Genomic DNA, 26,504 nt, shown 5'->3' with positions numbered 1-26,504 from the left:
TGAAATATTTAGGGGCTTGGCGATGAAATATATTTTTGAGGTTCAAATTAAGGAAGGTTTCACAGCGGAAGAATATGCCGATGCCTGGGTACGTGCGTCTCAGTTAATTCAGCGGGCACCTGGGGCTATGGGCACGGAACTTTTGCAAAAGATCGGTGACGAAAATAGCCTCATAGCGATAGCCACTTGGCACAGTAAAATAGAACGCGATGCTATGCAGGCTGAACATACGTTTGCGATTGATAAAATTATTCAAAGCGTGGCTCCTTTTGTGGGTATACGACCTTTAGGAGAGTTTAAAGAATTTAGAGAGGTAGTAGCTTCTTATGCTGATGATGATGAACTTTCTTAAGCTTGCCTCGTCAAAACTGAACAGAAGCTGAATAAATTAAATTTTTCAAAAATTAAAAAACTGTAAATTTTAATCGGTCTCTGAATGAGTATTTAAAATACTTGATTACGGATAATTACATCTAAGCAAGAAGCTTTAATTCTGTCTGCCCCCTGTTCTCATTCCCTTCGTCGCAAAGTCTTCTCAAACTGACTTTGTGTAATTAACTGTTGTTGCAGACAAAAATTCTTTTGTTACAATCCGCAGCCCAATTTGGATCCCTACGTTAACGAAGGATTTTGAAATGAGATTCAAGCTCGCAGCTCTCCCCCTGATGCTTCTTGCGGCTACTACAACTGCCGAGGAGTACAATTCTTTTACTAAAGCTAACTACAGCAATTTAGAAAAAGGTGATGATAGTTTTACTCTTGATAGTCGCTACTTCTTCAGCGGAAAAGAAACTCTAGGCCCACTGAAAGAATTTGAATATATAAACAAAGTTAGCAATGTTTACGGTGGCTTCTCTCATTTAAACGAAGGCAGTGAAGATTCCGATATTCTGACCATCGGTGGAGAGTATTTTGCATCCAATGGTCTGGTTTTAGGTGCTCAGTTAGCCGATTGGGGTGAAGAAAATATTGATACTTTATCAGTAGGTTATCTCTTCACACCTAACTTCCTGGTTAGCCTGGAACATGAAGATAACGACAGTGATAATGAGCTGTCTGTTAATGCTCGTTATAACCACCAGCTGAATGGAACCGATTATATCGGTTTCGACTTTTCAGTTGATGAAGAGTTTGATACTCGCAGCCTGTCTTCTAAGTACTTTACTCACCTGGGTGGTGAACAGTACTTAACGATTGATCTGGATTATATCAGCTACGATGAGGACGATGACTATTGGAAGTTGGGCACAGAGTACTTCTTTACTCAGCGCACCTCCGTCGGCTTTACTTTCGATGAAAAAGAAGAGTTTAAGCTGGGTATGAACCATTTCTTCAACCGCAACTTCGCTGTTGAAGCTGCTTATGTTTCCAATACTGATAGTGATATCGATTACGATATCTACCAAATTGGTATGACCGTACAGCTGTAAGTAAGAAAAGGGCTATCTTAGATAGTCCTTTTATTTTCTTAGTTAATTATTGGATGTTACCTAAACGTTTATTTCTTGTCGTATTGTTATTGTCTCTAGAAATAAAAAATAAATCCTATTAAAATCTTACAAATCAAATCTATAGTTGGAAAAGGATTTTATGAAGGGTTTTAAAGTATCAGTTGTTCCCCTGATGGTGCTTGCTACTGGCGTAACGGCGGAGGAGTATAAGTCGATAACTACTTTGAGTTATTCAGATTTAGAGTACTCATTTCATGACCATTACAATAGCCCAATGGGGTGGCCATATTTTCCAACGTCCGGTTATAATGCTAAAGAAGTAAAAAATAAAACCTCAACCGTTGGTACTACTTACTATTTTGGAGGGAAAGAAACTCTTGGGCCTCTAAAGGAGTTTGAGTACATCAATAAGGTTAGCAATATATCAGCACAATTCTCCCGATATGAAATTCGGAATGATTATTTGCGGAATGATCATCATCAAAATTCAATTTCTACAAAAGGTGAGTATTTTGTAGAAAATGGTGTGGTGCTGAGTGCTACTATAGAGGATCAAAAATATGCCAACATTTATGATCAATCGATTGGTTATTTTTTCACCCCGAATGTTTTAGTGAAATTAAACTATAGTAATACTGATTTTAAGTATTTTGATGAAGAAGAAGAGTTTTCATTAACCGCCCAGTATAGCCACCAATTAAGTGATACTGGTTATCTTGGTTTTACAATGAATGTCGCTGAGGAAACTGACAATCACATTTTATCTTCTAAATATTTCGTAGATTTCGGAAATGATAAGTATCTAAGTGTTGAAGCGAGTTATTATCACGGAAACGGAAGAATATGGGGGGATGCCTCGGAGTTGAGCGCAGAATTTTATTTTAATAAAGAGACCTCCGTCAATATAGCTTATGATGAAAATCATCGTTATAAATTAGGGTTTTCCCACTTCTTTAATCAGAATATTGCCGTTGACGTAGCTTACTTAGCCGCAGCAACAAATAAATACAATGGGTATTATGCAGAATTTGGATATTTGGAGTGTGATGATTGCGATGCTTATCGGTATGATGAGTACCGGCTGGGCTTAAGAGTTCAGTTATAATTTTATGAAAATATAAGGGCTATCCACTAGCCCTTTTAAATTTTTAAATCAAAATTTCTAAACTATAAATTTAGCCCTTCCCAGTTAAGGCCTGTATCCGGGCCTGAGCTTTAGAGCCAATCTCTCCCCCTGCCCCGGCTGCTGTCTCGTAGTGCTTGAAAGCGCTTTGCTTATTCCCCTGCTTTTCATACACCTCGCCCAAATAGAAGTGTGCATAAGCTGTTTCCAAATAACGTAGAGAACGGTTTAAGTCCCTCTCCGCAGCAGTGTAATTTTTAAGTTGCGCACTAGCCATGCCGCGTTTTAACCAGTGGGAAAACAGTGCAGGGTTTTTCTGTACGGCACGGTCGTAGGCCTGATGGGCTTTATCAAATTGTTTTTTCTGGGCGAGTAAATCTCCTTCCAGTGCGAAGAAAGAGGCTTCTTTTGGTTGTTGCTTTTGTGCCTTTCGTACCAGATTCAGTGCCGTATCAAACTGCTTTTTATTGGCTGCTTTTAGAGCATCATCATAATTTTCATAGGCATCCGCATCGCGTTTTAGTTGTGCTATGGCCTTTTGATAGGCATCGCGGTTGGTGACCCCGTTCTTGGGCAGTGATTTACTGTGCTCGATATTGGCGCTGACGCGGGACTGTGATGGGGGGTGGCTGGCGAAGAGGGCTTCCAGGCCGTTGCTCTGCTGCCCTTTGGAGAGTTCGACGAATTTGCGCTGCAGTCGCACGGCGCCCTGGGGGTCATAGCCGGCGGCAGCCATATATTTCATGCCGTATTCGTCGGATTCCAGTTCGTTGCCGCGACCGTAGCGGGCGATATAGGCGGAACCTCCCAGCTGGCTGCCGGTGGAGATAAGGTCCGCATAGGCGGAATCTTTGGTGGCCGCACCGAGTACAGCCAGGCCGGCCCCGAGCACCTGTTGTTGTGACATGGCGGTGGCGGAGTGGCGTGCGGCGGCATGGACAATTTCGTGGCCGAGTACAGCGGCCAATTCCGCCTCATCCTCAAGCTGGACCAGCAGGCCTCTGTTAATGGCGATTTTGCCAGCGGGAAGTGCCCAGGCGTTGGGAACGGAGTTATTCAATACTACAAATTCGTAGGGCAGCTGCGGCTGGTCCGAGACCCGAGCCAACTTTTGCCCGACCCGATTCACATATTCCTGCAAGCTGGGATCTATGGTGTACTGACCGCCCTGTTGTTGTTGGTTGATTGGGTATTGCTGCTGTCCTAAGTTCAATTCCTGCTGGGCCGATACCAGAGAGAACTGTTGCTCTCCGGTCACTGGATTGGTGACACAGCCACTGATAATAGAGGTTGCCGTCAACGCCACTGCGGCGAAGAAAGCCTGGTTACGCGAGATCATTGCTTGCCTCCCTGTATAATGCCGATTATTCAACGATCACCCATTGTACACAGTCGGGGAATAGAGGTTATGACGGCACTTCAGGTAATAGAGTTATTTGCGGGCACCAACCCCGATGGCGAGCCGGTGGTAGAGCGCTTACAGGTACGAGTCAATGAGGACGACAGTTGCCAGCTGGTACGTTCTCCCGCATTTATTAAAGGCATCGCCAGTGGCGATTGCATTAAAGTGGATAAAGATACCCAGCAATTTGAGCTGGTTAAGCGCTCCGGTAATCTGGCGATCCGTGTTTTCTGTCGCGGCGACAGCGCCGAACTCTCCGACCGCTTGAGCCCGCAGCTGGAGAAACTTGGAGGGGAGCTGGATCTGGAAGTTCCACGCATGCTGGTTTACAGCATCCATGTCAGCTGTGGTTTCGATAAGATTGAGGAAATTCTCAATAGTATCTGTGATGGTGCCAACAGTGCCTGGTACTACGGCAATGTCTACGATCCGAAGGATGGCCAAACACCCCTCAACTGGTGGCAGGATATATTGAAGCCCGAATAGAGCAGTGCCCCGGTCCTAGCGGTTGGGCTCAAATAGAAAGCGAAGCAGCATAAGTAAGGCACCCGATGTTAATAGTGATTTCTCCAGCCAAGACGCTGGATTACGAGAGTGAAATACCCACACTGGAAACTACACAGCCAGACTTTCTCAAGGAGTCAGCGGCATTAATTGGCGAACTGCGTGATCTGAGCCCACAGCAGATCTCCAGCTTGATGAAGATTTCCGACAAGCTCGGTGTGTTGAATTACGACCGCTTTCAAGACTGGAAACGCCCTTTCACAGATAAAAATGCGCGCCCGGCCCTACTCGCCTTTAAGGGGGATGTTTATACCGGCCTGGCCGCTGAAACTATGGGCAAGCGCGATTTCAGTTATGCGCAAAAGCATTTGCGAATGCTCTCCGGTCTCTATGGCCTGTTGCGCCCGCTGGACCTGATGCAACCCTACCGCCTGGAAATGGGCACCAGATTTGAAAACAGCCGCGGTAAAAATCTGTATGAATTTTGGGGAGAGCAAATTACTGAGACGATCAATGCCCAGTTGCATGCGCTGAAGAGCCGGGAATTGGTCAACCTTGCCTCTAATGAGTACTTCAAGGCGGTAAAGCCCAAGGCGCTTGATGCAGAGGTCATTACCCCCCATTTTAAAGATCTAAAAAATGGTCAGTATAAGATGATCAGCTTCTTTGCCAAGAAAGCGCGGGGCATGATGAGCCGCTGGGCGATTGAGCAGCGGGTGAAGAAAGCGGAGGAGCTTAAGGGCTTTGATGTGGCTGGCTATACCTATAACTCGGGCATGTCCAATGAGCGCGACTGGGTTTTCACTCGGGATGAACAGCAATGAGCGATACCAGCCTGCCGGATGCACCGGCTTGTGCGCGTAATCGCGATCCAATTCTTACTCATCTGTGCCGCCTGCTGGATGGTAGCCATAAGGTATTGGAGGTGGGGAGCGGCACAGGTCAGCACGCGGTCTTTTTTGCACCGCGCCTGCCCCACTTAATTTGGCAGACCTCGGAGCGGGCGGAAATGCTGCCCGGTGTGCGAGCTTGGTTGGCGAGTGCGCCCGCACAGAACTTGCGCGAACCTCTGACTCTGGATGTCGATGCGCCCTGGCCTGCGCTGAATTTCGATGCGGTGTTTACCTCGAATACCCTGCATATTATGTCGAGGGAGTCAGTACAGCGATTCTTTCACAAACTGCACACTCTGTTAGAACCCAATGGCTTGCTGGTTGTATATGGACCCTTCAAGATTGATGGCAGTTTTATCGGGCCCAGCAATGCGGATTTCGATACCTACCTCAAAGAGCGCAACCCCGATAGCGGTATCCGTGATCTGGAGTGGTTGGATCAATTGGCCAGTGATGTCGGCATGCGTCGGGAAGAGCTAAATTACCTGCCAGCGAACAACCAGCTGGTCGTTTGGCGTAAATACGATAACAAGGAGTGATTATGCCCGTATGGTTTGAAGTTTCCGTTGTTGTGGCGTTTGCCATTGCAGCTGTGTTTTTTTTCGCCAAATATCGTGAAACTGCTGCAGCCCTGCATGAAAGTGAGCGCATGAAAACGCGTCTCTCCAATGACCTGAATCGCTATAAAGATGTGCCGCGGCTGCGCGCTCTGCGCGATGCTTTGGTGGGAAACAAGCCTCTGCCTGTGGATGACAATGGCAATGAGCATCTGTTGTTAAGAGATGGGGATTTAAAGTTGCACCACCTGATCCTGCGCCGGGAGAGCACCCCGGTGCACGATGAAGAAGAGGCTACCTATATCAAAAATGGTGAGCCGGTAAAGCTGCCAGAATTTGAATAGTTTTATCATTGAGGGGGTGGATCAAGAATCCGCGCCCTCGGTCTCCATTAGTTCCCGTGAGGGGCTCTCTTCCAGCTTGGTGGAGGGGAAATGCAGGGTGAAAGTACTGCCCTGGGCTGGGACACTGTGCACGCTCATTTCCGCACCGTGGCGCAACAGTACATGCTTGACGATAGCCAGGCCCAATCCCGTGCCGCCGCTGTCGCGGGAGCGGCCGGGGTCTACCCGGTAAAAACGTTCGGTAAGGCGCGGGATATGCAGCGAGTCTATACCGATACCCTGGTCCCGCACACTGAAGTGGCCGCCATCGTTATCCTGCCACCAGCGCAGTTGTATCTCCCCGTTCCCCGGGCTGTATTTCACCGCATTGAGCGCCAGGTTGGCGAAAGCACTGTGCAGCTCACTGGCATCGCCGCGGATACTGCAATCCCCTTCGCACGCTACGCTGACCTGGTGACGGTCGCCGCTAAAGCTGCGCGCTTCGCGGGCAACTCGCTCCATCAACTCGCGCACATCTACAGAGACGTCACCCGTTTTTCGCTCTGACGTTTCCAGGCGTGCCAGAAGAAGCAAGTCGTTGACCAAGGTGGTCATACGTGCCGCCTGCTCCTCCATCTGAACCAGCGGGCGCCGCCAGGCAGGGGGGGCCATATCGCTGTTCTGTAGGGTTTCCAGGTAGCCGGCAATTACGGTAAGAGGAGTGCGCAACTCGTGGGAAACGTTGGCGACAAAATCGCGGCGCATCTGCTCGAGATTGTGCAGGCGGGTGATATCGCGAACGATAACCAGGGCTTCATCCTTGCCGTAGCGGGTCACTTCCAGTTGCAGATGCAGGGCTTCATTACCCGGCGCTGGCAGGGTCAGCGGTTCGCGAGGGCTGTTGTCCTCGCTGTGCATATAGCTGACAAAGCCAGGGTCACGCACAAAGTTCACCAGGGACTGCCCCTGATCACTGGACTGCAGGCCGAGCAGCTCGCCGGCGGCGGGGTTCCACCAGGCCAGGTGGTCGCCATTTTCCAGGGCTACAATGCCTTCGCGCAGGGCGCTGGTGCTGTCCTGAACACGGCGTAACATGACATGCAGCTTTTGCTTCTCACGGCGGTGACGGCGTTGCATACGGTAGAAGTCGTCATAGATTTCACCCCAGATACCAAAAGCAGTGGGAGCGGGGCCGCGGCGGCCATTGGCAAGCCAACGATTGAAGCGGTGCTGCTGCCACAGCACTGAGAGCAGGTAGGCTGCCAGCCCTAAAATCAGGGTGAGCGACCACTCGGACGTGGTGAAGCCGAGGGTCAAGCAGCCCAGAGCAATAATTAAGAAGCGCGAAAATTCGCCAATACTGCGATCCAACATAGCCTTGCCGTGTTACCTGGCAGTTGTCGGGAGGGCTGATGTCCACCCCCGCACTTAATACATCTTAGAAACCCGGTCCTCTGTGGGAGTGACCAATGGTTACCGCGGGAGTCAGTGCCGATCTTTGCAGATTGTCACACTTTTTCGGCAGTTTGCACAGAAAATCGATAGCCGGTGCCGCGCACTGTCTGGATATAACGGTCGTGACCGTCAAGTGCCAGAGCTTTGCGCAGGCGGCGGATGTGTACGTCGACGGTGCGCTCCTCCACATAGACATTGCCACCCCAGACGTGATCCAGCAGCTGGGTGCGTGTGTAGGCGCGCTCCTGGTGAGAGAGAAAGAAAGTCAGCAGGCGAAATTCAGTAGGCCCCATATCCACCGGCTGTCCCTTGATGGTGACCCTGTGGCTTAGAGGGTCCAGTACCAGATCGCCGGCGCTGAGGGGGTCTTCGGGGGTGGCCGGGCCGGCGCGGCGCAGTACCGCCTTGAGGCGCGCCACCAGCTCGCGGGGGGAGAAGGGCTTGGTGATATAGTCGTCGGCGCCCGTCTCTAACCCTTTGATTTTATTGTCTTCTTCGCCTTTGGCGGTGAGCATGATGATGGGCACCGCGGTGGTCAGCTCATCGCGCTTAAGTCGGCGGGCCAGCTCTACTCCGGATACATCGGGTAGCATCCAATCGAGAAGAATAAGGTCTGGCTTTTCATCGATGACTAAGGCGTGGGCCTCTTGGGCGTTTTCCGCCTCCAGGCAACGGTAGTCTGCCATTTCTAAAGCCACCCGCAGCATATCGCGTACAGGGGCTTCGTCGTCGACAATCAGGATCGTTTTACTGTGCATTTGGCTGCCATACCCGCTCTGTTGTCAGAAGTTCCCGGTTATGGCCGAGGATTAAACGGGATTTATATGACAAATATATGACGGTTATGCCTGAACTCCCAGACCTGGATCAATTGAAGAGGTAATGCAGGAATATTCCGGCAAAAAACACCAACCCTACCCAGTTGTTGTGGAGAAATGCCTTGAAGCAGGCCTCTCTATCGCGGTTGCGAATCAGCCATTGCTGGTAAGCGAAAAGCGCCGCTATAGCCGTAACTGCCAAGTAGTAAATGGCGCCGAGGCCGAAGCGCTGGCCGATCAACACCAGTGCCATTAGAACCAAAAGCTGCAGAGTGGCAGTCATGGCTCTGTCCATTTCCCCGAACAGAATTGCCGTGGATTTAACTCCGATTTTTAGGTCGTCATCCCGATCCACCATGGCGTAAAAAGTGTCATAACACAGGGTCCACAACAGGTTGGCGACATAGAGAAGCCAGGCCTGGGGAGGCACTTCGCCGGTCACTGCGGCGAAGGCCATGGGGATCCCCATACTGAAGGCCGCGCCCAATACGACTTGAGGCAGGTGAGTGTGCCGCTTGGCAAAGGGGTAGCAGAAGGCCAATGCCAGTGCTGGCAATGACAATAAAATCGTTAGCTGATTGGTGGTGAGCACCAGCAAAAAAGCCGCGAAGCTGAGCCCGGCGAATAGGCCAAGAGCCGCCTTGGGAGTAACGTTACCGGTGGCCAGGGGGCGCGTGGCGGTGCGCTTAACATGGCCGTCAATCTCGCGGTCGGCGAAGTCATTTATCGCGCAGCCGGCCGCACGCATCAGGATGACGCCCAAAGTGAACACTGCAAATAGATGCAGCCCTGGCCAGCCCCCCGCCGCAAGCCACAGTGCGACCCAAGTGGGCCACAAAAGTAATAGGGAGCCAATGGGCCTATCCATACGCGCCAATTGCCAGTAGGGCATTGCGGCGGGCCAGCGCGCGGCGATTTGTTGGCTAATCACGGTGGCTAATCTCCCTGTATTTGGTTATTGGTTTGCGGGGACTGCAGGTGGGTCATCGGGGCAGAACTGCGATAGAAAGGCCTCTGCGACCAAAAGGGGTTTGCCCCGCAGCCAAAAAATTGAGCGGCGCCCCCAGGCACTGTCGCCGCCGTCGCAGAGTCCTTGAGCCTGCAAGTCGGGGTTGCGCCGCAATTGGTTGAACTCTATTTCGCCTCGGCGAATCCCTGGTTCGCTGAACAGCAGCTCCCCCAGAGGGCGGTCGTCGAGACTGCGTAAGTTGCGGGACTTGCCCTGCAAACTGCGCAGGGGAAGTACACTGCGCGCGTAAACCCAGGGTTGGCCACACCCTATCAGTAGTACCTCCCGTACCAGGGCGCGGCTGTGGCGATTTAAATTGAGCGCGCGGCATTCCTCCGCGCGGGGTAGCTGCCAGCTCTGACCAAGTACCTGCACACTGAAATCCCCTCCACTCAGTTGCTTCAGTGCAGCGGTGAGCGAACCGGTGTATGCCAGCCACGGCATCAGGTTTTCTGGTGGTTGGAACTGTGCCGATTCAAATGGCCGCCCCCGCCAATCGCCCGCAGGTACAAATGGAGACTGGTGCAACGATAACTCCGCAGTCGGTAAAAAGGGCATTGTACCCTGCCCACTGGCGGCTGGCGCCACTCCGTTGGATTTTTGCTCACCGGGGCGGCAATGGATATAGTGCTCCCTTTAATGAAAACAATGAATTTATAAAGAGAAGCTTGTTATGGGGCTTACGACCAAAATTCTGCTGGGGATGATCGCGGGTATTGGGCTGGGAATCCTGATCAATATCCTGAATATGAGCCAGTTGCTCGGTGAGGGTGTTACCAACGCAATCAACCTCTACCTGACGGGTGGCCTGTTCGACATTATCGGGCGAATTTTTATCGCCTCTCTGAAGCTGATGGTGGTGCCGTTGGTGTTGGTTTCTCTGATCAGTGGTGCCTGTGCCCTGTCTGAAGGAAGCCGGATCGGTCCGTTGGCGGGTAAAACCGTGCTGCTCTATATGCTGACAACGGCTATCGCTATTACCCTGGCCCTGTGCATGGCACTGATCTTCCAGCCTGGGGTCGGTGTGAGTGAGGCTGCTGCTGCGGCAACGTCTTCTTTCCAACCAAAAGAATCCCCCCCACTTTCTGAAGTGCTGGTAAATATTTTTCCCACCAATCCAGTCGCAGCCATGGCCGAGGGCAATATGCTGCAAATTATCGTGTTTGCCCTATTGATGGGCTATGCGATCTCCCGCTGTGGTGAGCCAGGGAAGCGCGTTGCAGCTTTCTTCAACGATCTCAATAGCGTTGTGCTGCGCATGGTGGGGGTGTTGATGGTGTTTGCTCCCTACGGAGTTTTTGCCCTGTTGGCGAAAACTTTTGCAGGATTGGGCTTAGAAGGCTTACTGCAACTGGGTAAATACTTCCTGGTGGTACTGGCAGCCTTGATTATTCATGCACTGGGCGTCTATTCGATTCTGCTGAAGCTGTTGAGTGGCCTAAAGCCCCTTGAGCTGCTGAAAAAGATGCGTCCGACGATGATTTTTGCCTTTAGTACAGCTTCCTCTGCAGCAACCATACCGGTAACCCTGGCGACAGTTGAGAAGCGCTTAGGTGTGGACAACAAGGTGGCTGCTTTCACCGTCCCCTTGGGTGCAACCATCAATATGGATGGCACCGCGATTATGCAGGGTGTGGCTACGGTCTTTATCGCTCAGTTCTTTGGTATTGAGATCGGCTTGACTGGCTTCCTGACAGTGATCCTGACAGCAACCTTGGCTTCTATTGGTACTGCCGGGGTGCCCGGCGTCGGCCTGATTATGCTCGGTATGGTGCTGCAGCAGGTGGGACTGCCGCTGGAGGGGATTGCCATTGTGATCGGCGTTGACCGCCTGCTGGATATGGTGCGCACCGCAGTGAATATCACCGGGGATGCGGTAGTGAGCAGTGTGGTGGCGAAGAGTGAAGGCGCCTTGGACGAGGAGACTTACTACGACGCCAATTACAAGAGTGTCAGCATCAACGACAACAGTACAGTAGGCGCCCACTAGGGCGCTCTCCTTAAGCCTCGGCGAAACGGGGCTTGTTTTGTAACCAGCGCTTAATTAACTGCTGTCGTATCCCTTCCGTCAAATGTGGGGATATGGCTATTTTTTGCACTTGTGGCAGCAGTTCCGCATCCCGCTGCAGATCTGCGATACGGTGTTGGATCTCTCCAGTCTGGCGGGTGCCGAGAATTTCCCCTGGTCCGCGCAGACGCAGGTCTTCCTCAGCGATGGCGAAGCCGTCGCTATGCTGACGCAGCGCCTGTAGGCGCGCCCGTCCATTTTGTGACAGTGGTGTACCGTAGAGCAGCACACAGTGACTGGCTATGGAGCCGCGCCCAACCCGACCGCGCAGCTGGTGCAGCTGGGCGAGGCCCAGGCGCTCTGGGTTTTCGATAATCATTAGACTGGCGTTGGGCACATCTACCCCCACCTCGATCACCGTGGTTGCCACCAGCAGGTCTACCTCACCAGCTTTGAAGGCGCCCATCACCTGCTCTTTCTGCTCCGGCTTAAGGCGCCCGTGTACCAGGGCCACACGCGCACCGTCGAGCATCTCCACTAATTCCTCGGCGGTGGACTCTGCGGCCTGAGCCTGCAGGCTCTCGGATTCCTCAATCAGGGTGCAGACCCAATAGGCCTGGCGCCCCTCGGCGATGGCACTGTGCACTCTTTCCATCACCTGGTCGCGACGGTCGTTAGAGATCGCCACGGTGTTAATAGGCTGGCGACCGGGAGGCAGCTCATCAATGATGGAGCAGTCCAGATCAGCAAATGCAGACATAGCCAGGGTACGAGGGATCGGGGTGGCGGTCATAATCAACTGGTGCGGTTGCAATCTGCCGGTGGCACCGCTGGCGGCGCCCTTCTCACGCAGCTCCAAACGCTGGCGCACCCCGAAACGGTGTTGCTCGTCGATAATCACCAACACCAGATTGTGGAACACCACACCCTCCTGGAAGAGTGCGTGGGTGCCAACCACAAGCTGCGCCTCGCCACTGGCAATTTTGCCCAACTGCTCGCGGCGCTCGGCGGCTTTTAAGCTGCCGGTAAGTTGCGCTACCTGTACGCCGAGAGGCTCAAGCCAGTTACAGAAATTGATTCTATGCTGCTCGGCGAGAATCTCTGTCGGCGCCATCACCACCACCTGAGCACCAGCGCCGATGCCTTTGAGGGCAGCCATGGCCGCTACCAGGGTTTTACCGGCGCCGACATCTCCCTGTAGCAGGCGCATCATGGGGAGGTCCTGGGCGAGGTCTTCGGCGATCTCCTCACAGACTCTTTGCTGTGCGCCGGTGAGCGAAAATGGCAGTCGCGAGAGGAAATCTCTCTCCAGAGATTTGTTTTTGGGCAGTGGCGGTGCCGCAACCCTTGCGCTGTTGCGCCGCAATTCCAGCAGGCTCAAATGGTGCGCGAGCAGCTCTTCCAGGGCCAGGCGCTGTTGTGCGGGGTGTGTGCCGGCGGCGAGTTTTTCCAGCTGGGTGCCGGCAGGTGGCGAGTGCAAATAAACCAGGGCGTCACTCAGTGGGTAACGCAATGGCTTTGGAAGTAAATTTGCAGGGAGCAGTTCGGTCACGGCTCCACTGCGCAGGAGCTCCACGGCTTGCTGCATCAGACCGCGCATACGCCCCTGGCTGACGCCCTCGGTCAGGGGGTAAACCGGTGTCAGGGTTTCCTCGGTAGTGGCGTTTTCGCTGCCGACAATTTCAGTTTCGGGATGGTAGAGCTCCAGGCCGGCGGCGCCACGCCGCGCCTCGCCGAAGCAACGCAGGCGTACACCGCGGGCAAAGCGGTTTTTTTGCGCGGCAGAAAAGTGGAAAAAACGCAGAGTGATACTGCCGCTCATATCCTGAAGCTTGACTACCAGACTGCGTCGGCGGCCGAAAACTACATCGGCGGCAGTTACCTCGCCCTCAATAACCGCATCCATCCCGGCAGTGAGCCCGGCCACCGGCACCACCCGGGTGCGGTCCTGATAGCGCAACGGCAAGTGGAACAGCAGGTCTTGCAGAGAGTGGATATGCAGTTTGGCCAGGACCTGGGCAAACTTGTCTCCTACCCCTTTGAGGTTGGTAACCGGCTGATCTGCAAGGTTGTTTATGGCTCGATCAGATGACACTGGCTGATGGCCTCACGCAATATATCGATAGCTCGGTGGCGTGGAAAGCTGGCACGCCAAGCCAATGCGACGGTGCGCCGGGGCCCCGGCGCCTTGAAGGGGCGTGTTTCCAACAGCCCGCTGGCATATTGCGAAGCGGTGGCTGCGGAGAATGGCAATACGGTGATACCGAGACCCGAGGCCACCATGTGTCTCAGGGTTTCCAGTGAACTGCCATCGGCGGCTGTACGAATGCCTCCACCACCGCTCTCCTTCTCCATAGTGACCTGCAAGTGTGGGCAGGCCTCCAGCACTTGGTCGCGGAAGCAGTGGCCCTCCCCCAGCAACAGCACATTATCTTTGGTGAGCTGCTCGGGATCTATGAATTCCTGCTGGGCAAGGGGGTGCCCAGCCGGCATTAATACCACGAAAGGTTCGTCATAAAGTGGTTGGGTGACCACATCGGGCTCGGTGAATGGCAACGCGATAATGATCGCATCCAGCTCGCCCTTGCGCAGGCGTTGGCGCAGAGTGGCGGTGTAGCCTTCTTCTACGTAGAGAGGCATATCTGGGGCCAGGTGCTGTAGCTGCGGAATAAAGTGCGGAAACAAATAGGGGCCGATAGTAAAAATCGCCCCGACCGAGAGGGGGCTCGCCAGTTGGTCCTTACCGGCGCTGGCGATGTCTTTAATAGCGGCAGACTGTTCCAGTACCAGTTGGGCCTGGGCGACGATACGTTCCCCCAATGGCGTGGCTTGTACCCGGGTTTTGGAACGCTCGAAAAGGGCGACGCCCAGCTCTTTCTCCAGCTTTTTTACTGCGATAGACAGGGTCGGTTGGCTGACGAAGCAGCGCTCGGCGGCGCGGCCGAAATGCTGTTCCTGAGCGAGAGTGACGATGTAGCGCAGTTCATTGAGAGTCATGGTAAAGACAATTAAGCGATAGTATTTGATAGCTATTATTCATAAATAATAGCTGCTGGCCACTCCCCAGCGCTAAGCTGTCACCTCAGGCACAAAGTTGGGAAAAATTACCAATTGTGGACGCCTTTATGGAATTGAGGCGCAAAATTTTGCTATATCTTATGAGGGCCAACAGAATGGAGAAACGCCATGGGAGTTTTATCCTGGATTATTCTCGGACTGATTGCCGGCGCCTTAGCCAAATGGATCATGCCAGGTAAAGACCCAGGTGGTTGGATAGTCACAATGGTGATTGGCATTATCGGTGCCTTCATCGGTGGTTGGCTTGGTGCCCTGATTGGATTCGGTGGCCCCGTGACCGGTTTCGGATTTGGCGACATAATAACAGCCACCATTGGTGCGATTATCTTTCTCGCTGTCTACCGCCTACTCAAAGGGCGCGGTAATTAGTTCAATACCAGAGCGGCAGATGGAATGGTGAGGCGTGAAAGTGCCTCGCATCGTTATTCATGGATGGCAAAACCGCAATCGTTTGCGGATTTTTTTTGGCGCACCGTTTAATAGTTAATGAATAAGACTAGGGACTTCTCATCTGAGGAGTTCCGCGGGACGCAACAGCACAATATCAAGGGAATATGGCAGTCGACGCTGTCCCAGGCGCAAGATTGTCGGGAACTATATGACACAGAAAGAGAAGCTTTGGATCCTTGGGTGTGGTGATCTGGGGGCGCGCCTCGCTCTAAATATAGATCGCAAGCAGTACAGTGTTTACGGCATGCGACGCAACCCTCTGGTGGCTCTGGCGAGTAAGCGCAGAGCGGATGCGGTTAATTGGCGTCGGGGGGATGCCACCAAGGTGGGGGATATCGAGCGCTTGCTGACGGATGGTGCCGATATCGTCCTCGCCACATTTACTCCGGATGAACATACCCCCGGCGGTTATCAGCGCGCTTACGTGGAAACCGCGCGGGCTTTGGGCGAGGCCATTTCGCGCCTGCCAAAACCGCCGCGCTTAGTGATATGGGCGTCTTCAACCCGTGTTTATGGCCAGAGCGGTGATGATTTTCTCGATGAGCAGACGCCTCCTGCACCTAGTGGTTTTCAGGGAGAGGCGCTGCTCGCGGCGGAGGAGATCATACGCTCGGCGATTCCCGGGGTCTGTATTGTACGATTTGCCGGAATTTACGGTCCGGGGCGTGACCGCTTGCTCTCTCAGGTACGCGCCGGTCGCTGTGCCCCGCCCCAGCCCCCCCAGTTCAGTAACCGTATTCATGTGGACGATTGCATTGGCTTTTTGTTGCACCTGGTTGAAAAGCACAAGCAGGGTTGGATACCAGAGCCACTGTATATCGGCGCCGATAGTAAGCCGGTCCCCATGTATGAACTACAGCAGTGGCTGGTGAAGGCTATGGGCTATACCAGCGCTCATTTGCGTGAGATTGTGCAGACCAGCGAACGCCGCTCGAAAAAACTCAGTAATCAGCGCTTGCTCGCTAGTGGTTACCAGCTCAAGTATCCCGATTACAAAGTGGGCTACAGTGCGCTATTGGAAGCGGAAGGCTGACAGCGGCAAATCTACGAGAGAGAAATCTAGAAATGCAGTGCCGGGCGGAGGTCCGGCACTGCAGGCTGGTGCTCTGCTGGGTTAAGGCACCATCACCCCCTCGGCTTCAAACTGGGCACCAAGCGGCAGCTCCTTAACGACCACCGTGGCACGCGCTGGGTAGGGCTCCTGAAAAAACTCCGCCATCACCTCATTCACTGCGACAAAGTTGTTGCTGTCGGTGATGTAGAGATTGAGCTTCACAATATGCTGGAGCGATCCATCCGAGGCCTCACAAACGGCTGCAAGGTTGCGGAAAACTTGGTGGGCCTCATCGACAAAACCACCGGAAACCATCTGCTGAGTCTCGGGATCCAGTCCTATTTGCCCGGACAGGTATACCGTATCGTTGACCTTTACCGCCTGGGAGTAGGTACCGGCTGCTGCCGGAGCCTTGTCTGTTTTGATAATTGCGCGGTTGGGCATTGGGCACTCCATTACTTATTGCTATTTGTTGCGGAAAGCCAGTAAATATAGCGCGCTTTTGTAGTGAATGGCAGCGAAGCCATAGGCCAAAAAGCGGAGTAAAAGCTCGCTCTCAGTGAGTCGATAATTAGCTCGCCAGTACGATATCCAAGTATCTTACGGGCGCGAGATACGGATCACCGACGGCAGGTTGCGCAGCCTTTTCATGACTCTCGCCAGATGAATACGGCCACTAACCTCTAATGTGAGGGAAATTACGCTGTTATGGGCGTCTTTTTCATCCACATTAATCTGCTCGATACTGGCCCCCTCTTCGGTAATACGGGTGGCCAGGCGCGCGATAATGCCGCGCTCGGACTCCACTTCCACCCGCACATCCCCGAGGAACTCTCCGCGTACGTCTGGGGACCAGTTCACCAGCATCAGGTTTTCCGGGTGTTCGCGGAATTCGTTGGTATTGCGGCAGGTATCCCGATGTACCACTACGCCTTTGCCGGAGCTGATATGGCCGATGATGGTATCCCCCGGAATGGGGCGGCAGCACCGGGCGAAACTGATCATCATGCCCTCCTGGGCATCAATGGTCAGTGGCGAGGAGATATTGCTCGCTTCCGCCTCTTCACTGTGTGCGGGAGCCAACAGTTTGGCCGCCGAGAAGGCGACTTTGTTGCCGAGGCCTATCTCCTCCAGCAATTTCTCCAGAGTCGCACACTTGGCTTCCTGCAGACCTTTTTCCAGTTGCTCCGGTGTCAGTTCTTCCAGGCGGGTATTAAATTTACCCAGGGCCTTTTCGAGCAGGCGCCGCCCCAGAGTAATGGAGTCGTGGTGGCGCTGATGTTTGAGGAAGTGTCGAATGGCGCTACGGGCTTTGGCGGTTACAACAAAGTTGAGCCAGTTTGGGTTTGGCTGAGCATTTTTACGGGTGAGAATTTCCACCTTTTGCCCGCTGGCCAGCGGCTGCGACAGGGGCGCCAAGCGCTGGTTGATCCGCACGGCCACACAGGAGTTGCCGATATCAGTATGCACTGAGTAGGCGAAATCCACGGCGGTGGCACCGGCGGGCAGGTCGACAATCTGCCCTTTGGGGGTGAATACATAGACCTCGTCGGGGAAGAGGTCGATTTTAACGTTCTCAATAAACTCCAGGGAGTCGCCGGCACGCTGCTGCATCTCCAGCAGGCCCTGCACCCAGCGGCGTGCACGCACCTGGCTAGTACCACCAGTGTTAATTACCTCATCGCCGGAAGCTTTGTACAGCCAATGGGCGGCGATGCCGCTATTGGCCATTTCATCCATTTCCTTGGTGCGGATCTGCACCTCGATAGGCACCCCGTGCATTCCCAGCAGCACTGTGTGTAGTGACTGGTACCCATTGGATTTGGGGATGGCAACATAATCCTTGAATTCGGAGATGACGGGTTTATAGAGGCTGTGCATTACGCCCAACACCCGGTAGCAGGTGTCCACGCTGTCCACGATGATGCGGAAAGCGTAGACATCCATGATCTCTTTAAAGGATTTCTTCTTGGCGCGCATCTTTTGGTAGATGCTGAATAGGTGTTTCTCGCGACCAATCACCAGGGAACTGATTCCTTCACGCTGCAGGCGCAGCTCAATGGCGTTCTGGATCTGCTCCAGCAGTTCCTTGCGATTGCCGCGCGCGGCTACCAGAGCGGCACGCAGTCGGCTGGCGCGCAGTGGGTGGATCGCAAAGAAGGATCGGTCCTCAAACTCGATACGCACATCGTTCATACCCAGGCGGTGGGCAATGGGTGCGTAGATTTCCAGGGTTTCGCGAGCGATGCGCTGGCGTTTTTGTGGCTTGAGTGCGCCGAGGGTGCGCATGTTGTGCAAGCGGTCGGCCAGCTTGACCAAAATCACGCGGATATCGCGCGCCATGGCCAGAGCCATTTTCTGGAAGTTTTCCGCCTGTTTTTCCGCGGCGCTGTCTGTCTCAAACTGGGTCAGTTTGGATACACCGTCGACAATATCGGCAACCTCGCCACCAAACTGCTCCTCCAGTGCGGCTTTGGGGATTCCGGTGTCTTCAATCACATCGTGGAGCATGGCTGCAGCCAGGCTCTCGTGATCCATATGCATGCCTGCGAGAATAGTGGCCACCGCCAGAGGGTGGGTCACATAGGGTTCACCGGAACGTCGCTGCTGACCGTCGTGGGCTTGTTCCGCGTAGAAATAGGCGCGACGGACTATTTGGATTTGCTCGGGAGGCAGGTATGAGGAGAGGCGGTGGGCCAGACTATCGATGGTGTGCAATGCCGCGCGCGCCTCTCGTAAAACTCATAAACTCTAGGTCAGAACAGATCGAAATCAGATTTCCTGGTCGGACAGATAGGCCGGGGCCGCCATGGGTGCCGGGGCCTCTTCACGATCTGGCTGGTCGAGAATGCTCGCATCAACCAGGCCCTCTTCGATTTCACGCAGGGCGATAACCGTGGGTTTGTCGTTCTCTTCTGGAACCATCGGATCCTGTCCGCCGGTGGCAATCTGGCGGGCGCGCTTACTACCCACGATAACGAGTTCGAAGCGGTTGTCGACGTGCTCCAGGCAATCTTCAACGGTGATACGTGCCATAAACTTTCGGTTCCATTCACTGTGCCCGGGTGGGCGAATTCTGTTCGGGGGACCGGTTATTTTACCGGACCGGGGAGTGTACGCAATTCGATCAACCGGCTCAATGGCGCAACAGTGCCTGCAACAGTTCACCGTGGCGTTTCTGTTGCTTTTCCAGACGTTGGCGCTGGGCGGTGAAGATGGAGCCAAGCTCTATTAGGGCCTGCGCAAAATCGTCGTTAATCACCAGATAGTCGGCTTCCACGTAGTGGGTCATTTCATCAATGGCCTGATCCATACGACGCTCGATCACACTTTCGTCGTCCTGGCCTCGACCTGTGAGGCGTTCGCGCAGGGCCTCCTGAGAGGGTGGCAAAATAAAAATACCGACGGTCTCTGGGTGCAGACGGCGCACCTGAGCGGCACCCTGCCAGTCAATTTCCAGGATTACATCGCGGCCACCAGCGAGAATTTCCTCGATACTGCCCTTGGAAGTACCGTAGTAATTATCACCGTATACCTGAGCGTGCTCGAAGAAGGCATCTTGCTCAAGCATTGCCAGAAACTCCTCGCGCGACACGAAGTGGTAATCGACACCGTTGACCTCGCCCGGACGCATTGAACGGGTGGTATGGGAGATAGAAACGGTGACCTGACTGTCGCTATCCACCAGTGCTTTGACGAGACTGGTTTTCCCAGCGCCGGAGGGGGCGGATACGGTATAGAGGGTTCCTGTTTGCACAACTGATCCTGTTCGGGGGCAAAGCGCGCATTATAACCGAAGCCGTTACCTGAGCGGTGACTGGCAGTTGCGCAATTCCAGGAAAAAGGAGGAGGAAAAGGCTAAACCCCGGCCGGAATTGGGGGGTAAGTGTTGGGAGTTTCAGGAGGCGCTATAAACTGCCTTCTGAGCCCGGCCGGGATCGCCCAGCGGGAGATCACTCGATCACCACCAACATCCTGCAATCGAGGTTCACTCCTTGTTGCTAATCGCAAACGACAGCGACTGTATCCTCTTTGCAAGTGATTGCCAACCACCCCCAGACCAGAGCACTGATCGCAATATAAGCGCTGAAAATTGGGACAAATTGTGTGTTTAACAGCGGCAGCACCCCGCAGTAGAGGGCCAGGCGTAAGGGTTCCAGATATTTGGTCAGTGGATGGTTATCGAGAATTCGCCCATTGACTACCAGGCCAAAAACCAACAGTGCTACTGCCCCCAGCAGTGAGGGAATTTCCAGGCTCTGGTAGTACCACAGGAGTGCCAGGGTGGCGGCGGAATAGCACAGGTGCTGGCCCAGCGCGTAGTTGCGCCGGGCCCGATGAATCTGTGGGTTGTAACGCTGGAAAGATTTCAGGTTGGTGGAGGGGACTGGCATTGCCGCTTCGGCATCTGGGGGACGATAGCCGGTGGGGCGGAACCAAAGGGTAAATTTGTCCCACCAGTTTTTTGTATACCAGGCGTCTTGCGCCATGCGTTTCAGATGTTGCAGGTTTGCCGCCAGAGGGTCGAAGGTATTAAGGGGTTTGCGCACACCGTAAATACAGGGCTCCCCCTCCAGCTCCTCTTGATAGGTACCAAACAGGCGGTCCCATAAGATCAGGATTCCGCCGTAGTTTTTATCTACGTACACCTTGTTCTGCGCATGGTGTACTCGGTGGTTAGAGGGGGTAATCAGCAGCCATTCCATCCAGCGGATTTTGGGAATTTTTTGCGTGTGTACCCAGAATTGGTAAATCAGATCTATGGCTCCGGCCACGATCACCATTTCCGCTGGCAAGCCAATTAGCAGCAGGGGTAAATAGAATACCCAATCCAACTGCAGCCCACCGCTAGACTGGCGCAAGGCAGTGGTGAGGTTGTAGTCCTCGCTCTGGTGATGCACCAGGTGTTCCGCCCAGAACACGTTGACCTCATGGCAGATGCGGTGCTTCCAGTAGTAACAAAAATCGTAGGCGAGTACAGCTAGCGCCAGGTGCCAGCCATTACTCATGGACCAGTCGAAGCCGGTTGCTTGGTAGTAAGGCTGTAGCAGCTGGTATAGCGGGATGTAAATGACTAGAAATAGGCTTTTGTAAGTAAGCCCAAGTATGCGGCTTAGGATACCCGTACTCAGGTTTCCCAGGGCATCGTTGAGGCGGTAAAGCCCCCAACCTTTCCAGCGGTCCAGTGCGAGTTCTGTGAGTACGGCGATCAGGAAAAAAGGGATGGCGAAGGTAATCAGATCCACGGTGACCTCTTATTGTTATTACTCGATACCGTTTCTCCTGAATGTGCCATAGGGGCTGCGCTGATCAAATAACCGCAGGGGCTGGATTCCGAAATCCGTCAGCGTTTGTATAAGAGGCCGCTTATAATCGCCTTTTTCTCAACTTGTGGTCTGCACGCAGACTGGGTCAAACAACTGTTCGATCATTTGCTCAACCGCAGCGCGGTCCGAGGTGGCGCGGAGATAAGTTCGCAGTCCAATCATTTGAACCTGCAACTGGCGAGCGAGCAGCGCCGAATCTGTCTGTTTGGAAAGCTCTCCAGCATTCACCGCACTCTCCAGATACTGACGGAACTTTGCCCCATGTGCAGCCAGTAAAGCGCGGGCCTCGGCCAATAGTGCTTCTTCTCCTTCATCCAGCTCTGAGATGGCTTTAGCTAATAGGCAGAGCTCGTTTGGGGCATCAACATCGTCACCTAGCAATATGTAATGGAAATAGGCACGCAAGCCTCCAAGGTTGCTGCCTTCGTCATTTATGCATTGAAGGAGTAATTGGTCACGATTTTGCGCGTAATAGCTTAGAACCTCTTTGAAAAGTCCAGATTTACTACCAAAAGCGGCATAAATACTACCAGGACGAAGATTGGTGGCCTGTTGCAGGTCACGAGTCGATGTGGCGTGAAACCCTTTTTGCCAGAAAAGCCAGGTTGCCCGCTGTAATACTTCCTGGCGGTCAAATTTCGCGGTATTCGCCATGTTGCCTCCACTTGAGCAATTGCTCAAATTTTACTCTTTCAAGAGATATACGCCAATTACTCTTTGCTATTGAACGATCGCTCAATATTGGTTAGCCTCACAATACTTGATCGATCGCTCAAGTATTAAACCCAAACATTAAAGGTGAGTTCAGCGATGAAAGAGTCCCGGATTTACGATCTTGAAAGTGCACCGCAAGACAGCAAGCCCCTCCTCCAGAAATCTATCAAGGCCTTTGGCTCTATCCCCAACTTGCACGGGGTTATGGCAGAGTCGCCCCAAGCTCTGGCGGCTTACCAGGATTTACATCAGTACTTCCTGGACACCTCATTCAATGCCGAAGAAATGACTGTGGTCTGGCAGAGCATCAATGTGGAGCATAACTGTCACTACTGTGTACCGGCACACAGCGCTATTGCCAAGGCGATGAAAGTAGCGGACGAAGTGAATGAGGCCCTTCGCAATAAGACGCCCCTACCTACTGAAAAACTTGAAGTACTGCGGGATACCACCCTGGCAATTGTGCGTGAACGCGGTGTGATTTCAGATGAGATATCAGAGCGGTTTTACGCAGTGGGCTATAACCGCCAAAACCTGCTGGAGATTATTGTTGGGGTTGCGCAGAAAGTGATGAGCAATTACATCAATCATCTTGCAGATACGCCGGTTGACCCCCAATTTGCCGCGTTTGTTCGCTAGATTGCGTGGGCCGGCACGGGAAAGCTAAAAGGCCGGCATTTGCCGGCCTTTCCATAAGATCCACAAGCGGTGGCTATGGGGGAATCAGTTACTGGCCGCTGCCACTGCTGCAGCAGCGTCGACAATGCCAGAGCCACAGCGCGAGCAAGAGGACGGGAAACTGCGCGCGGTGCTGGTGAGAATAGACTCTACCTGATCGGGTGTCACATTGGGATTCACCGAATAGATCAGAGCTGCGGCACCGGCTACATGGGGGGTGGCCATGCTGGTACCGGGATAGTAAGCATAGGAATCCGTACCGGCTACAGTGTTGCCGCTGTTGAGAGTGGATAGCACACCATCACTGCTTACCACATTGGTCTCACCACCCGGTGCGGCTACGTCGACCACATTACCGTAATTAGAGTAGTAGGCGCGACCACCGGAGCGATCTGTGGCGGCAACAGTAATAACCCCCGAGCAGCTTGCTGGCGTGTAACGGCGAGCGTTGCGAGCGGAGTTGCCGGCGGCAACCACGACGGTGGCACCGAGGCTGCGTGCGGTATTGATGGCATTCTGCGTTGTGGTAGCGCAGCTGCCGCTACCACCCAGGCTCAAGTTCAGTACCTGGGCGGGGTTGGCGTTGGTTGGGACACCGCTGACAGAACCGCCGGCGCTCCAGATGATGCCGTCGGCAATATCTGAAGTGTAACCGCCACAGCGGCCGAGTACTCGCACGGGTACGATCTTCGCTTTGGAGGCCACACCGGCTACGCCCATATTATTGTTGGTCACTGCCGCTATGGTGCCGGCGACATGGGTACCGTGCCAGCTGCTGTCCGCTTCCGGATATCGTGGGTCACCACAGTAGGTATTGGTATACCAGTCGCCGGGGTCGGTGGCGTCGCTGTCGCGGCCGTCGCCATCCACAGAGACATCGGTATCGGAAATCATGTCGTAACCGGGCAGCAGGTTAGCGGTCAGATCTGCGTGGGGCAGGAAGCCGGTATCGATAACTGCAACGACCACACCCTCGCCCTGAGTGGTATCCCAGGCTGCCGGCAGATTAAGGCCACCGGTGGACTCAAAATAGTGCCACTGATCGTAATAGCTGGGGTCATTGGGTACGGCCATGGCCTTCATCATCAGGTCGGGCTCTGCATACTCGACATCGGGGTCCTGTTTAAGGCGGCTGATAATAGCCTCAAGCTCTGCTTTGTTTTTGCGTCCCTCCAGGCGCATCACCTGAGCACCTGTGGCCATACGGCGCAGGTGGCGCATTTTATGGCCGGCGCGGCGGGAGGCTTTATCTACGGTTTCTGGAGCTAGTCTGGCCGCCTGCCCTATTTTAGCGCCCTGCTTGTATTTGACGATAATGCGGTCGGTGATTTGAGCGTTGCTGGTATCTTCGACCTGGGCGGCGAAGGGGCTTGCACACAGCAGTGAAAATACGCCGGCCAGTGCGGACTTATGCAATAGATTTTTCAGTGGTGTTTTCATTATTGTTATCTCTCCGTGATGGATGGTTATCACCCTGGTCAATATTTAGCTGACAAGAGGGGAAATCCGGGTGCTTGGCTTTCGGTAGAACTGCAAAAAAGCGTGGCACCGTTAGAACACAGGCAAAATATGTGCCCGAAAAAAGTGCATTAAGGAATTTTGTCGATACAGCTGGCAAAGTTCGGGGTTGGTGCAGGGGTGCAGGGGTGCAGAGGCATGGCCTCTTACTTAGCCGCGTAACGCACAGCTCATTATTTCCCTTTCCCCCGCACCAATTGGGTGAGGTACTTTGGTTCTTTATTGCTAATCCGCACCAAAATACCTCTTTCGTGGCCGGAGCTTTTGGCGCCGGCCTATGTCGTCAATTAGGGAGTAGTTTCAGCCTTTAGGGTGACGCCGCTGTAGGAGTCGTAACCGTAAACACTGACATACCAGGTACCCGAGTCAGGGTTGCTAATAGTGCAGCTCTCTTCATTTCCCCAGAGGTAGGGGCGGCAATCGTACCGACGCAGAGTGGGGTAGTTGGCATGGCGGACATAGAGGTCGACCTCGCCACTACCGCCAGACATCTCTATATTCAAGCTTGTGGTACCCGCAGCGACTTCGATGGTGAAGTCGTTCCAACTGCCGGAGCTGCCGGAAAGGTTGGATTCGGTCCAGCTGACACCACCGCCATTTCCGTTATCGCCACCGTTGTCTCCATCGCTACCGCCGCTCGCCATGGCCACTGCTGCTGTAGCATCGACAATACCGGCACCGCAGCCGCTGCATGAAGATGGGAAACTGCGTGCGGTGGTGGTGAGTATCGATTCGATGTCGTCCGGGCCCAGGTCAGGGTTTACCGAATACAGTAGTGCGGCAGCACCGGCAACATGTGGGGCAGCCATACTGGTGCCTTGCATATAGACGTAGCTATCGCTGCCCGCGACGGTACTGCCACTATTGTGGGTGGAGAGAATGCCGTTCGGGTCGTTAGCAAAACTCTGCGCTCCCCCCGGTGCTGCAACATCCACTACGCTGCCGTAGTTGGAGAAGTAAGAGCGGCCGCCATCGCGGTTCGTTGAGGCAGTAGTTATTACGCCATCGCAGCTGGCGGGAGTGTATTGGCTGGCGTTATCGGATTCATTACCGGCAGCGACTACGATAGTGGCGCCTAGGCTGCGTGCGGTGTTGATAGCATTCTGAGTTGTCGTGGCACAGCTGCCACCACCACCAAGACTCAGGTTGAGTACTTGTGCGGGGTTGGGGTTGGATGGCAGGCCGCTGACAGAGCCGCCGGCGCCCCAGATGATGCCATCGGCGATATCTGAGGTATAGCCACCACAGCGGCCGAGCACGCGTATCGGTACGATCTTGGCTTTGTAGGCGACACCGGCGATACCCATATTGTTATTGGTGACGCCTGCGATGGTGCCGGCGACATGGGTGCCGTGCCAGCTACTGTCGCTTTCCGAGGGGATGCGAGGATCATCGCCACAGGCTTTGTCCGTATACCAGTCGCCTGGGTCTGTGGCATCGCTATCACGGCCATCGCCGTCTACAGACACGAAAGTGTCAGAAATCATGTCGTAGCCCGGCAGAATATTGCCCACCAGATCAGGGTGTGGGCGGTAACCGGTGTCGAGCACCGCGACAACCGCTCCCTCACCCTGAGTGACATCCCAGGCCGATGGCAGGTTCAGGCCGCCGGTGGACTCAAAGTAGTGCCACTGGTTGAGATAGCTAGAGTCATTGGGCACAGCCATTGAGCGCATCATCAGATCCGGCTCAGCGTACTCCACATCCGGATCCTGTTTCAGACGGTTGATAATTGCGTTCATTTCCGTTCTGTTTTTGCGACCTTCCAGGCGCATTACCTGAGCACCAGTGGCCATACGGCGCAGGTGACGCATTTTGTGGCCGGCGCGACGGGAGGCCTTTTCCACCGTTTCCCTGGCCATGCTGGCAGCCCGGCCAACCTTGGCGCTTTCCTTGTATTTAACGATGATGCGGTCTGTCAGCAGAGCGTTGTCCGCTTGTTGTGCCTGGGCAGTGAAGGGCGCAGTGCATAGCAGTGTAAAAACGCTCGCTAGAGCCGTCTTCTGCCGAAGGTTCTTGAGTGGTGAAGTCATTATTATTTGCTCTTCGAAATTATTGTTATCCGACAGCCAGCCAATCAGCTGGTCTATCGGTCACTCCTGAAAAGACCTTTCACTGACAGAAATATATCTGCCAATAGAA

26 protein-coding genes are annotated in these 26,504 nt (G+C 53.7%); 11 read left to right on the top strand and 15 right to left on the bottom strand.

Annotated elements, in window-relative coordinates; genetic code table 11:
• The first annotated feature begins 22 nt into the window (after positions 1-22).
• The 3 genes from MJO52_RS21005 (at position 23) to MJO52_RS20995 (ending at position 2,556) form a co-directional block, all read left to right on the top strand.
• A complete protein-coding gene (locus MJO52_RS21005) occupies positions 23-352 on the top strand; it encodes an antibiotic biosynthesis monooxygenase family protein (RefSeq protein ID WP_252083911.1) in 330 nt (109 codons plus the stop codon).
• Positions 353-635: 283 nt separating this feature from the next.
• Positions 636-1,430, top strand: coding sequence for a putative porin (locus MJO52_RS21000; RefSeq protein WP_252083910.1), 795 nt, complete (start codon positions 636-638; stop codon positions 1,428-1,430).
• A 160-nt stretch (positions 1,431-1,590) separates the two neighbouring features.
• Positions 1,591-2,556 (top strand): putative porin, encoded by a 966-nt coding sequence (locus MJO52_RS20995; protein ID WP_252083909.1) that lies wholly within the window; start codon positions 1,591-1,593, stop codon positions 2,554-2,556.
• A 70-nt stretch (positions 2,557-2,626) separates the two neighbouring features.
• On the opposite strand, the gene MJO52_RS20990 is transcribed toward MJO52_RS20995, so the two are convergent.
• Positions 2,627-3,913 (bottom strand): M48 family metalloprotease, encoded by a 1,287-nt coding sequence (locus tag MJO52_RS20990; protein WP_252083908.1) that lies wholly within the window; start codon positions 3,911-3,913, stop codon positions 2,627-2,629.
• Between the two features lie 69 nt (positions 3,914-3,982).
• Between MJO52_RS20990 and MJO52_RS20985 the strand changes: the two genes are divergently transcribed.
• The 4 genes from MJO52_RS20985 to MJO52_RS20970 all read left to right on the top strand — a co-directional run bounded on the left by MJO52_RS20985 (position 3,983) and on the right by MJO52_RS20970 (position 6,274).
• The gene (locus MJO52_RS20985) at positions 3,983-4,462 is read left to right on the top strand and encodes a DUF4265 domain-containing protein (RefSeq protein WP_252083907.1); all 480 of its coding nucleotides are present in this window, start codon (positions 3,983-3,985) and stop codon (positions 4,460-4,462) included.
• 65 nt (positions 4,463-4,527) lie between these two features.
• Positions 4,528-5,304, top strand: coding sequence for a peroxide stress protein YaaA (yaaA, locus tag MJO52_RS20980; RefSeq protein ID WP_252083906.1), 777 nt, complete (start codon positions 4,528-4,530; stop codon positions 5,302-5,304).
• Complete coding sequence (locus tag MJO52_RS20975) at positions 5,301-5,912, top strand: DUF938 domain-containing protein (protein WP_252083905.1); 612 nt, start codon at positions 5,301-5,303, stop codon at positions 5,910-5,912. Before yaaA ends, MJO52_RS20975 begins: the two co-directional genes overlap by 4 nt.
• Before the next feature lie 2 nt (positions 5,913-5,914).
• On the top strand, positions 5,915-6,274 hold the full coding sequence (locus MJO52_RS20970; RefSeq protein ID WP_252083904.1) for a hypothetical protein: 360 nt from the start codon (positions 5,915-5,917) through the stop codon (positions 6,272-6,274).
• 21 nt (positions 6,275-6,295) lie between these two features.
• Here the strand turns inward: MJO52_RS20970 and phoR are convergent, their stop codons facing one another.
• The 4 genes from phoR to MJO52_RS20950 form a co-directional block, all read right to left on the bottom strand.
• The gene (phoR, locus tag MJO52_RS20965; RefSeq protein ID WP_252083903.1) at positions 6,296-7,627 is read right to left on the bottom strand and encodes a phosphate regulon sensor histidine kinase PhoR; all 1,332 of its coding nucleotides are present in this window, start codon (positions 7,625-7,627) and stop codon (positions 6,296-6,298) included.
• Positions 7,628-7,761: 134 nt separating this feature from the next.
• Complete coding sequence (phoB, locus tag MJO52_RS20960) at positions 7,762-8,466, bottom strand: phosphate regulon transcriptional regulator PhoB (RefSeq protein WP_252083902.1); 705 nt, start codon at positions 8,464-8,466, stop codon at positions 7,762-7,764.
• Between the two features lie 109 nt (positions 8,467-8,575).
• A complete protein-coding gene (gene ubiA, locus MJO52_RS20955) occupies positions 8,576-9,418 on the bottom strand; it encodes a 4-hydroxybenzoate octaprenyltransferase (protein ID WP_252086045.1) in 843 nt (280 codons plus the stop codon).
• Between the two features lie 63 nt (positions 9,419-9,481).
• A complete protein-coding gene (locus MJO52_RS20950) occupies positions 9,482-10,093 on the bottom strand; it encodes a chorismate--pyruvate lyase family protein (protein WP_252083901.1) in 612 nt (203 codons plus the stop codon).
• 115 nt (positions 10,094-10,208) lie between these two features.
• On the opposite strand from MJO52_RS20950, the gene MJO52_RS20945 reads away from it, so the two are divergent.
• On the top strand, positions 10,209-11,525 hold the full coding sequence (locus MJO52_RS20945; RefSeq protein WP_252083900.1) for a dicarboxylate/amino acid:cation symporter: 1,317 nt from the start codon (positions 10,209-10,211) through the stop codon (positions 11,523-11,525).
• A 10-nt stretch (positions 11,526-11,535) separates the two neighbouring features.
• On the opposite strand, the gene recG is transcribed toward MJO52_RS20945, so the two are convergent.
• Together recG and MJO52_RS20935 are read right to left on the bottom strand one after the other, a co-directional pair.
• Complete coding sequence (gene recG / locus MJO52_RS20940) at positions 11,536-13,638, bottom strand: ATP-dependent DNA helicase RecG (RefSeq protein WP_252083899.1); 2,103 nt, start codon at positions 13,636-13,638, stop codon at positions 11,536-11,538.
• Positions 13,617-14,540 carry a hydrogen peroxide-inducible genes activator gene (locus tag MJO52_RS20935; protein WP_252083898.1) on the bottom strand — a complete coding sequence of 308 codons (924 nt, stop codon included), beginning with the start codon at positions 14,538-14,540 and terminating at the stop codon, positions 13,617-13,619. The genes recG and MJO52_RS20935 overlap by 22 nt, the downstream gene beginning before the upstream one ends.
• A gap of 189 nt (positions 14,541-14,729) precedes the next feature.
• Here MJO52_RS20935 and MJO52_RS20930 point away from each other — a divergent pair, with 189 nt between their 5' ends.
• Both MJO52_RS20930 and MJO52_RS20925 read left to right on the top strand, forming a co-directional pair.
• Positions 14,730-14,990 (top strand): GlsB/YeaQ/YmgE family stress response membrane protein, encoded by a 261-nt coding sequence (locus MJO52_RS20930; protein WP_252083897.1) that lies wholly within the window; start codon positions 14,730-14,732, stop codon positions 14,988-14,990.
• A gap of 229 nt (positions 14,991-15,219) precedes the next feature.
• Positions 15,220-16,104, top strand: coding sequence for an NAD-dependent epimerase/dehydratase family protein (locus tag MJO52_RS20925; RefSeq protein ID WP_252083896.1), 885 nt, complete (start codon positions 15,220-15,222; stop codon positions 16,102-16,104).
• Positions 16,105-16,185: 81 nt separating this feature from the next.
• Here MJO52_RS20925 and MJO52_RS20920 read toward each other — a convergent pair whose 3' ends face one another.
• The 6 genes from MJO52_RS20920 to MJO52_RS20895 all read right to left on the bottom strand — a co-directional run bounded on the left by MJO52_RS20920 (position 16,186) and on the right by MJO52_RS20895 (position 22,106).
• The gene (locus MJO52_RS20920; protein WP_252083895.1) at positions 16,186-16,569 is read right to left on the bottom strand and encodes a Rid family detoxifying hydrolase; all 384 of its coding nucleotides are present in this window, start codon (positions 16,567-16,569) and stop codon (positions 16,186-16,188) included.
• 156 nt (positions 16,570-16,725) lie between these two features.
• Positions 16,726-18,843 carry a bifunctional GTP diphosphokinase/guanosine-3',5'-bis pyrophosphate 3'-pyrophosphohydrolase gene (gene spoT / locus MJO52_RS20915; RefSeq protein ID WP_252083894.1) on the bottom strand — a complete coding sequence of 706 codons (2,118 nt, stop codon included), beginning with the start codon at positions 18,841-18,843 and terminating at the stop codon, positions 16,726-16,728.
• A gap of 54 nt (positions 18,844-18,897) precedes the next feature.
• On the bottom strand, positions 18,898-19,161 hold the full coding sequence (gene rpoZ / locus MJO52_RS20910; protein WP_252086044.1) for a DNA-directed RNA polymerase subunit omega: 264 nt from the start codon (positions 19,159-19,161) through the stop codon (positions 18,898-18,900).
• Between the two features lie 100 nt (positions 19,162-19,261).
• Positions 19,262-19,882: a guanylate kinase gene (gene gmk, locus MJO52_RS20905; RefSeq protein WP_252083893.1), complete on the bottom strand. Its 621-nt coding sequence runs from the start codon at positions 19,880-19,882 to the stop codon at positions 19,262-19,264.
• 244 nt (positions 19,883-20,126) lie between these two features.
• Positions 20,127-21,371 carry a sterol desaturase family protein gene (locus MJO52_RS20900; RefSeq protein ID WP_252083892.1) on the bottom strand — a complete coding sequence of 415 codons (1,245 nt, stop codon included), beginning with the start codon at positions 21,369-21,371 and terminating at the stop codon, positions 20,127-20,129.
• A 138-nt stretch (positions 21,372-21,509) separates the two neighbouring features.
• The gene (locus MJO52_RS20895; protein WP_252083891.1) at positions 21,510-22,106 is read right to left on the bottom strand and encodes a TetR/AcrR family transcriptional regulator; all 597 of its coding nucleotides are present in this window, start codon (positions 22,104-22,106) and stop codon (positions 21,510-21,512) included.
• A gap of 156 nt (positions 22,107-22,262) precedes the next feature.
• Between MJO52_RS20895 and MJO52_RS20890 the strand changes: the two genes are divergently transcribed.
• On the top strand, positions 22,263-22,805 hold the full coding sequence (locus tag MJO52_RS20890) for a carboxymuconolactone decarboxylase family protein (RefSeq protein WP_252083890.1): 543 nt from the start codon (positions 22,263-22,265) through the stop codon (positions 22,803-22,805).
• 84 nt (positions 22,806-22,889) lie between these two features.
• On the opposite strand, the gene MJO52_RS20885 is transcribed toward MJO52_RS20890, so the two are convergent.
• Positions 22,890-24,284 (bottom strand): S8 family peptidase, encoded by a 1,395-nt coding sequence (locus MJO52_RS20885; RefSeq protein WP_252083889.1) that lies wholly within the window; start codon positions 24,282-24,284, stop codon positions 22,890-22,892.
• Between the two features lie 365 nt (positions 24,285-24,649).
• The gene (locus MJO52_RS20880; RefSeq protein ID WP_252083888.1) at positions 24,650-26,395 is read right to left on the bottom strand and encodes a S8 family peptidase; all 1,746 of its coding nucleotides are present in this window, start codon (positions 26,393-26,395) and stop codon (positions 24,650-24,652) included.
• Between the last annotated feature and the right edge of the window lie 109 nt (positions 26,396-26,504).

The organism is Microbulbifer variabilis (genome assembly GCF_023716485.1).
Lineage (GTDB): Bacteria > Pseudomonadota > Gammaproteobacteria > Pseudomonadales > Cellvibrionaceae > Microbulbifer > Microbulbifer variabilis_B.
The sequence above is the reverse complement of the archived record's forward strand: the minus strand, read 5'-3'. Positions and strand labels throughout refer to the sequence as shown.

Excerpts from the sequence above, each read along its gene's own strand:
- MJO52_RS21005 (WP_252083911.1), top strand. The coding sequence starts at position 23 with ATGAAATATATTTTTGAGGTTCAAATTAAGGAAGGTTTCACAGCGGAA.
- MJO52_RS21000 (WP_252083910.1), top strand. The coding sequence starts at position 636 with ATGAGATTCAAGCTCGCAGCTCTCCCCCTGATGCTTCTTGCGGCTACT.
- MJO52_RS20995 (WP_252083909.1), top strand. The coding sequence starts at position 1,591 with ATGAAGGGTTTTAAAGTATCAGTTGTTCCCCTGATGGTGCTTGCTACT.
- MJO52_RS20990 (WP_252083908.1), bottom strand. The coding sequence starts at position 3,913 with ATGATCTCGCGTAACCAGGCTTTCTTCGCCGCAGTGGCGTTGACGGCA.
- MJO52_RS20985 (WP_252083907.1), top strand. The coding sequence starts at position 3,983 with ATGACGGCACTTCAGGTAATAGAGTTATTTGCGGGCACCAACCCCGAT.
- yaaA (WP_252083906.1), top strand. The coding sequence starts at position 4,528 with ATGTTAATAGTGATTTCTCCAGCCAAGACGCTGGATTACGAGAGTGAA.
- MJO52_RS20975 (WP_252083905.1), top strand. The coding sequence starts at position 5,301 with ATGAGCGATACCAGCCTGCCGGATGCACCGGCTTGTGCGCGTAATCGC.
- MJO52_RS20970 (WP_252083904.1), top strand. The coding sequence starts at position 5,915 with ATGCCCGTATGGTTTGAAGTTTCCGTTGTTGTGGCGTTTGCCATTGCA.
- phoR (WP_252083903.1), bottom strand. The coding sequence starts at position 7,627 with ATGTTGGATCGCAGTATTGGCGAATTTTCGCGCTTCTTAATTATTGCT.
- phoB (WP_252083902.1), bottom strand. The coding sequence starts at position 8,466 with ATGCACAGTAAAACGATCCTGATTGTCGACGACGAAGCCCCTGTACGC.
- ubiA (WP_252086045.1), bottom strand. The coding sequence starts at position 9,418 with ATGCCCTACTGGCAATTGGCGCGTATGGATAGGCCCATTGGCTCCCTA.
- MJO52_RS20950 (WP_252083901.1), bottom strand. The coding sequence starts at position 10,093 with ATGCCCTTTTTACCGACTGCGGAGTTATCGTTGCACCAGTCTCCATTT.
- MJO52_RS20945 (WP_252083900.1), top strand. The coding sequence starts at position 10,209 with ATGGGGCTTACGACCAAAATTCTGCTGGGGATGATCGCGGGTATTGGG.
- MJO52_RS20935 (WP_252083898.1), bottom strand. The coding sequence starts at position 14,540 with ATGACTCTCAATGAACTGCGCTACATCGTCACTCTCGCTCAGGAACAG.
- MJO52_RS20930 (WP_252083897.1), top strand. The coding sequence starts at position 14,730 with ATGGGAGTTTTATCCTGGATTATTCTCGGACTGATTGCCGGCGCCTTA.
- MJO52_RS20925 (WP_252083896.1), top strand. The coding sequence starts at position 15,220 with ATGACACAGAAAGAGAAGCTTTGGATCCTTGGGTGTGGTGATCTGGGG.
- MJO52_RS20920 (WP_252083895.1), bottom strand. The coding sequence starts at position 16,569 with ATGCCCAACCGCGCAATTATCAAAACAGACAAGGCTCCGGCAGCAGCC.
- rpoZ (WP_252086044.1), bottom strand. The coding sequence starts at position 19,161 with ATGGCACGTATCACCGTTGAAGATTGCCTGGAGCACGTCGACAACCGC.
- MJO52_RS20895 (WP_252083891.1), bottom strand. The coding sequence starts at position 22,106 with ATGGCGAATACCGCGAAATTTGACCGCCAGGAAGTATTACAGCGGGCA.
- MJO52_RS20890 (WP_252083890.1), top strand. The coding sequence starts at position 22,263 with ATGAAAGAGTCCCGGATTTACGATCTTGAAAGTGCACCGCAAGACAGC.
- MJO52_RS20885 (WP_252083889.1), bottom strand. The coding sequence starts at position 24,284 with ATGAAAACACCACTGAAAAATCTATTGCATAAGTCCGCACTGGCCGGC.
- MJO52_RS20880 (WP_252083888.1), bottom strand. The coding sequence starts at position 26,395 with ATGACTTCACCACTCAAGAACCTTCGGCAGAAGACGGCTCTAGCGAGC.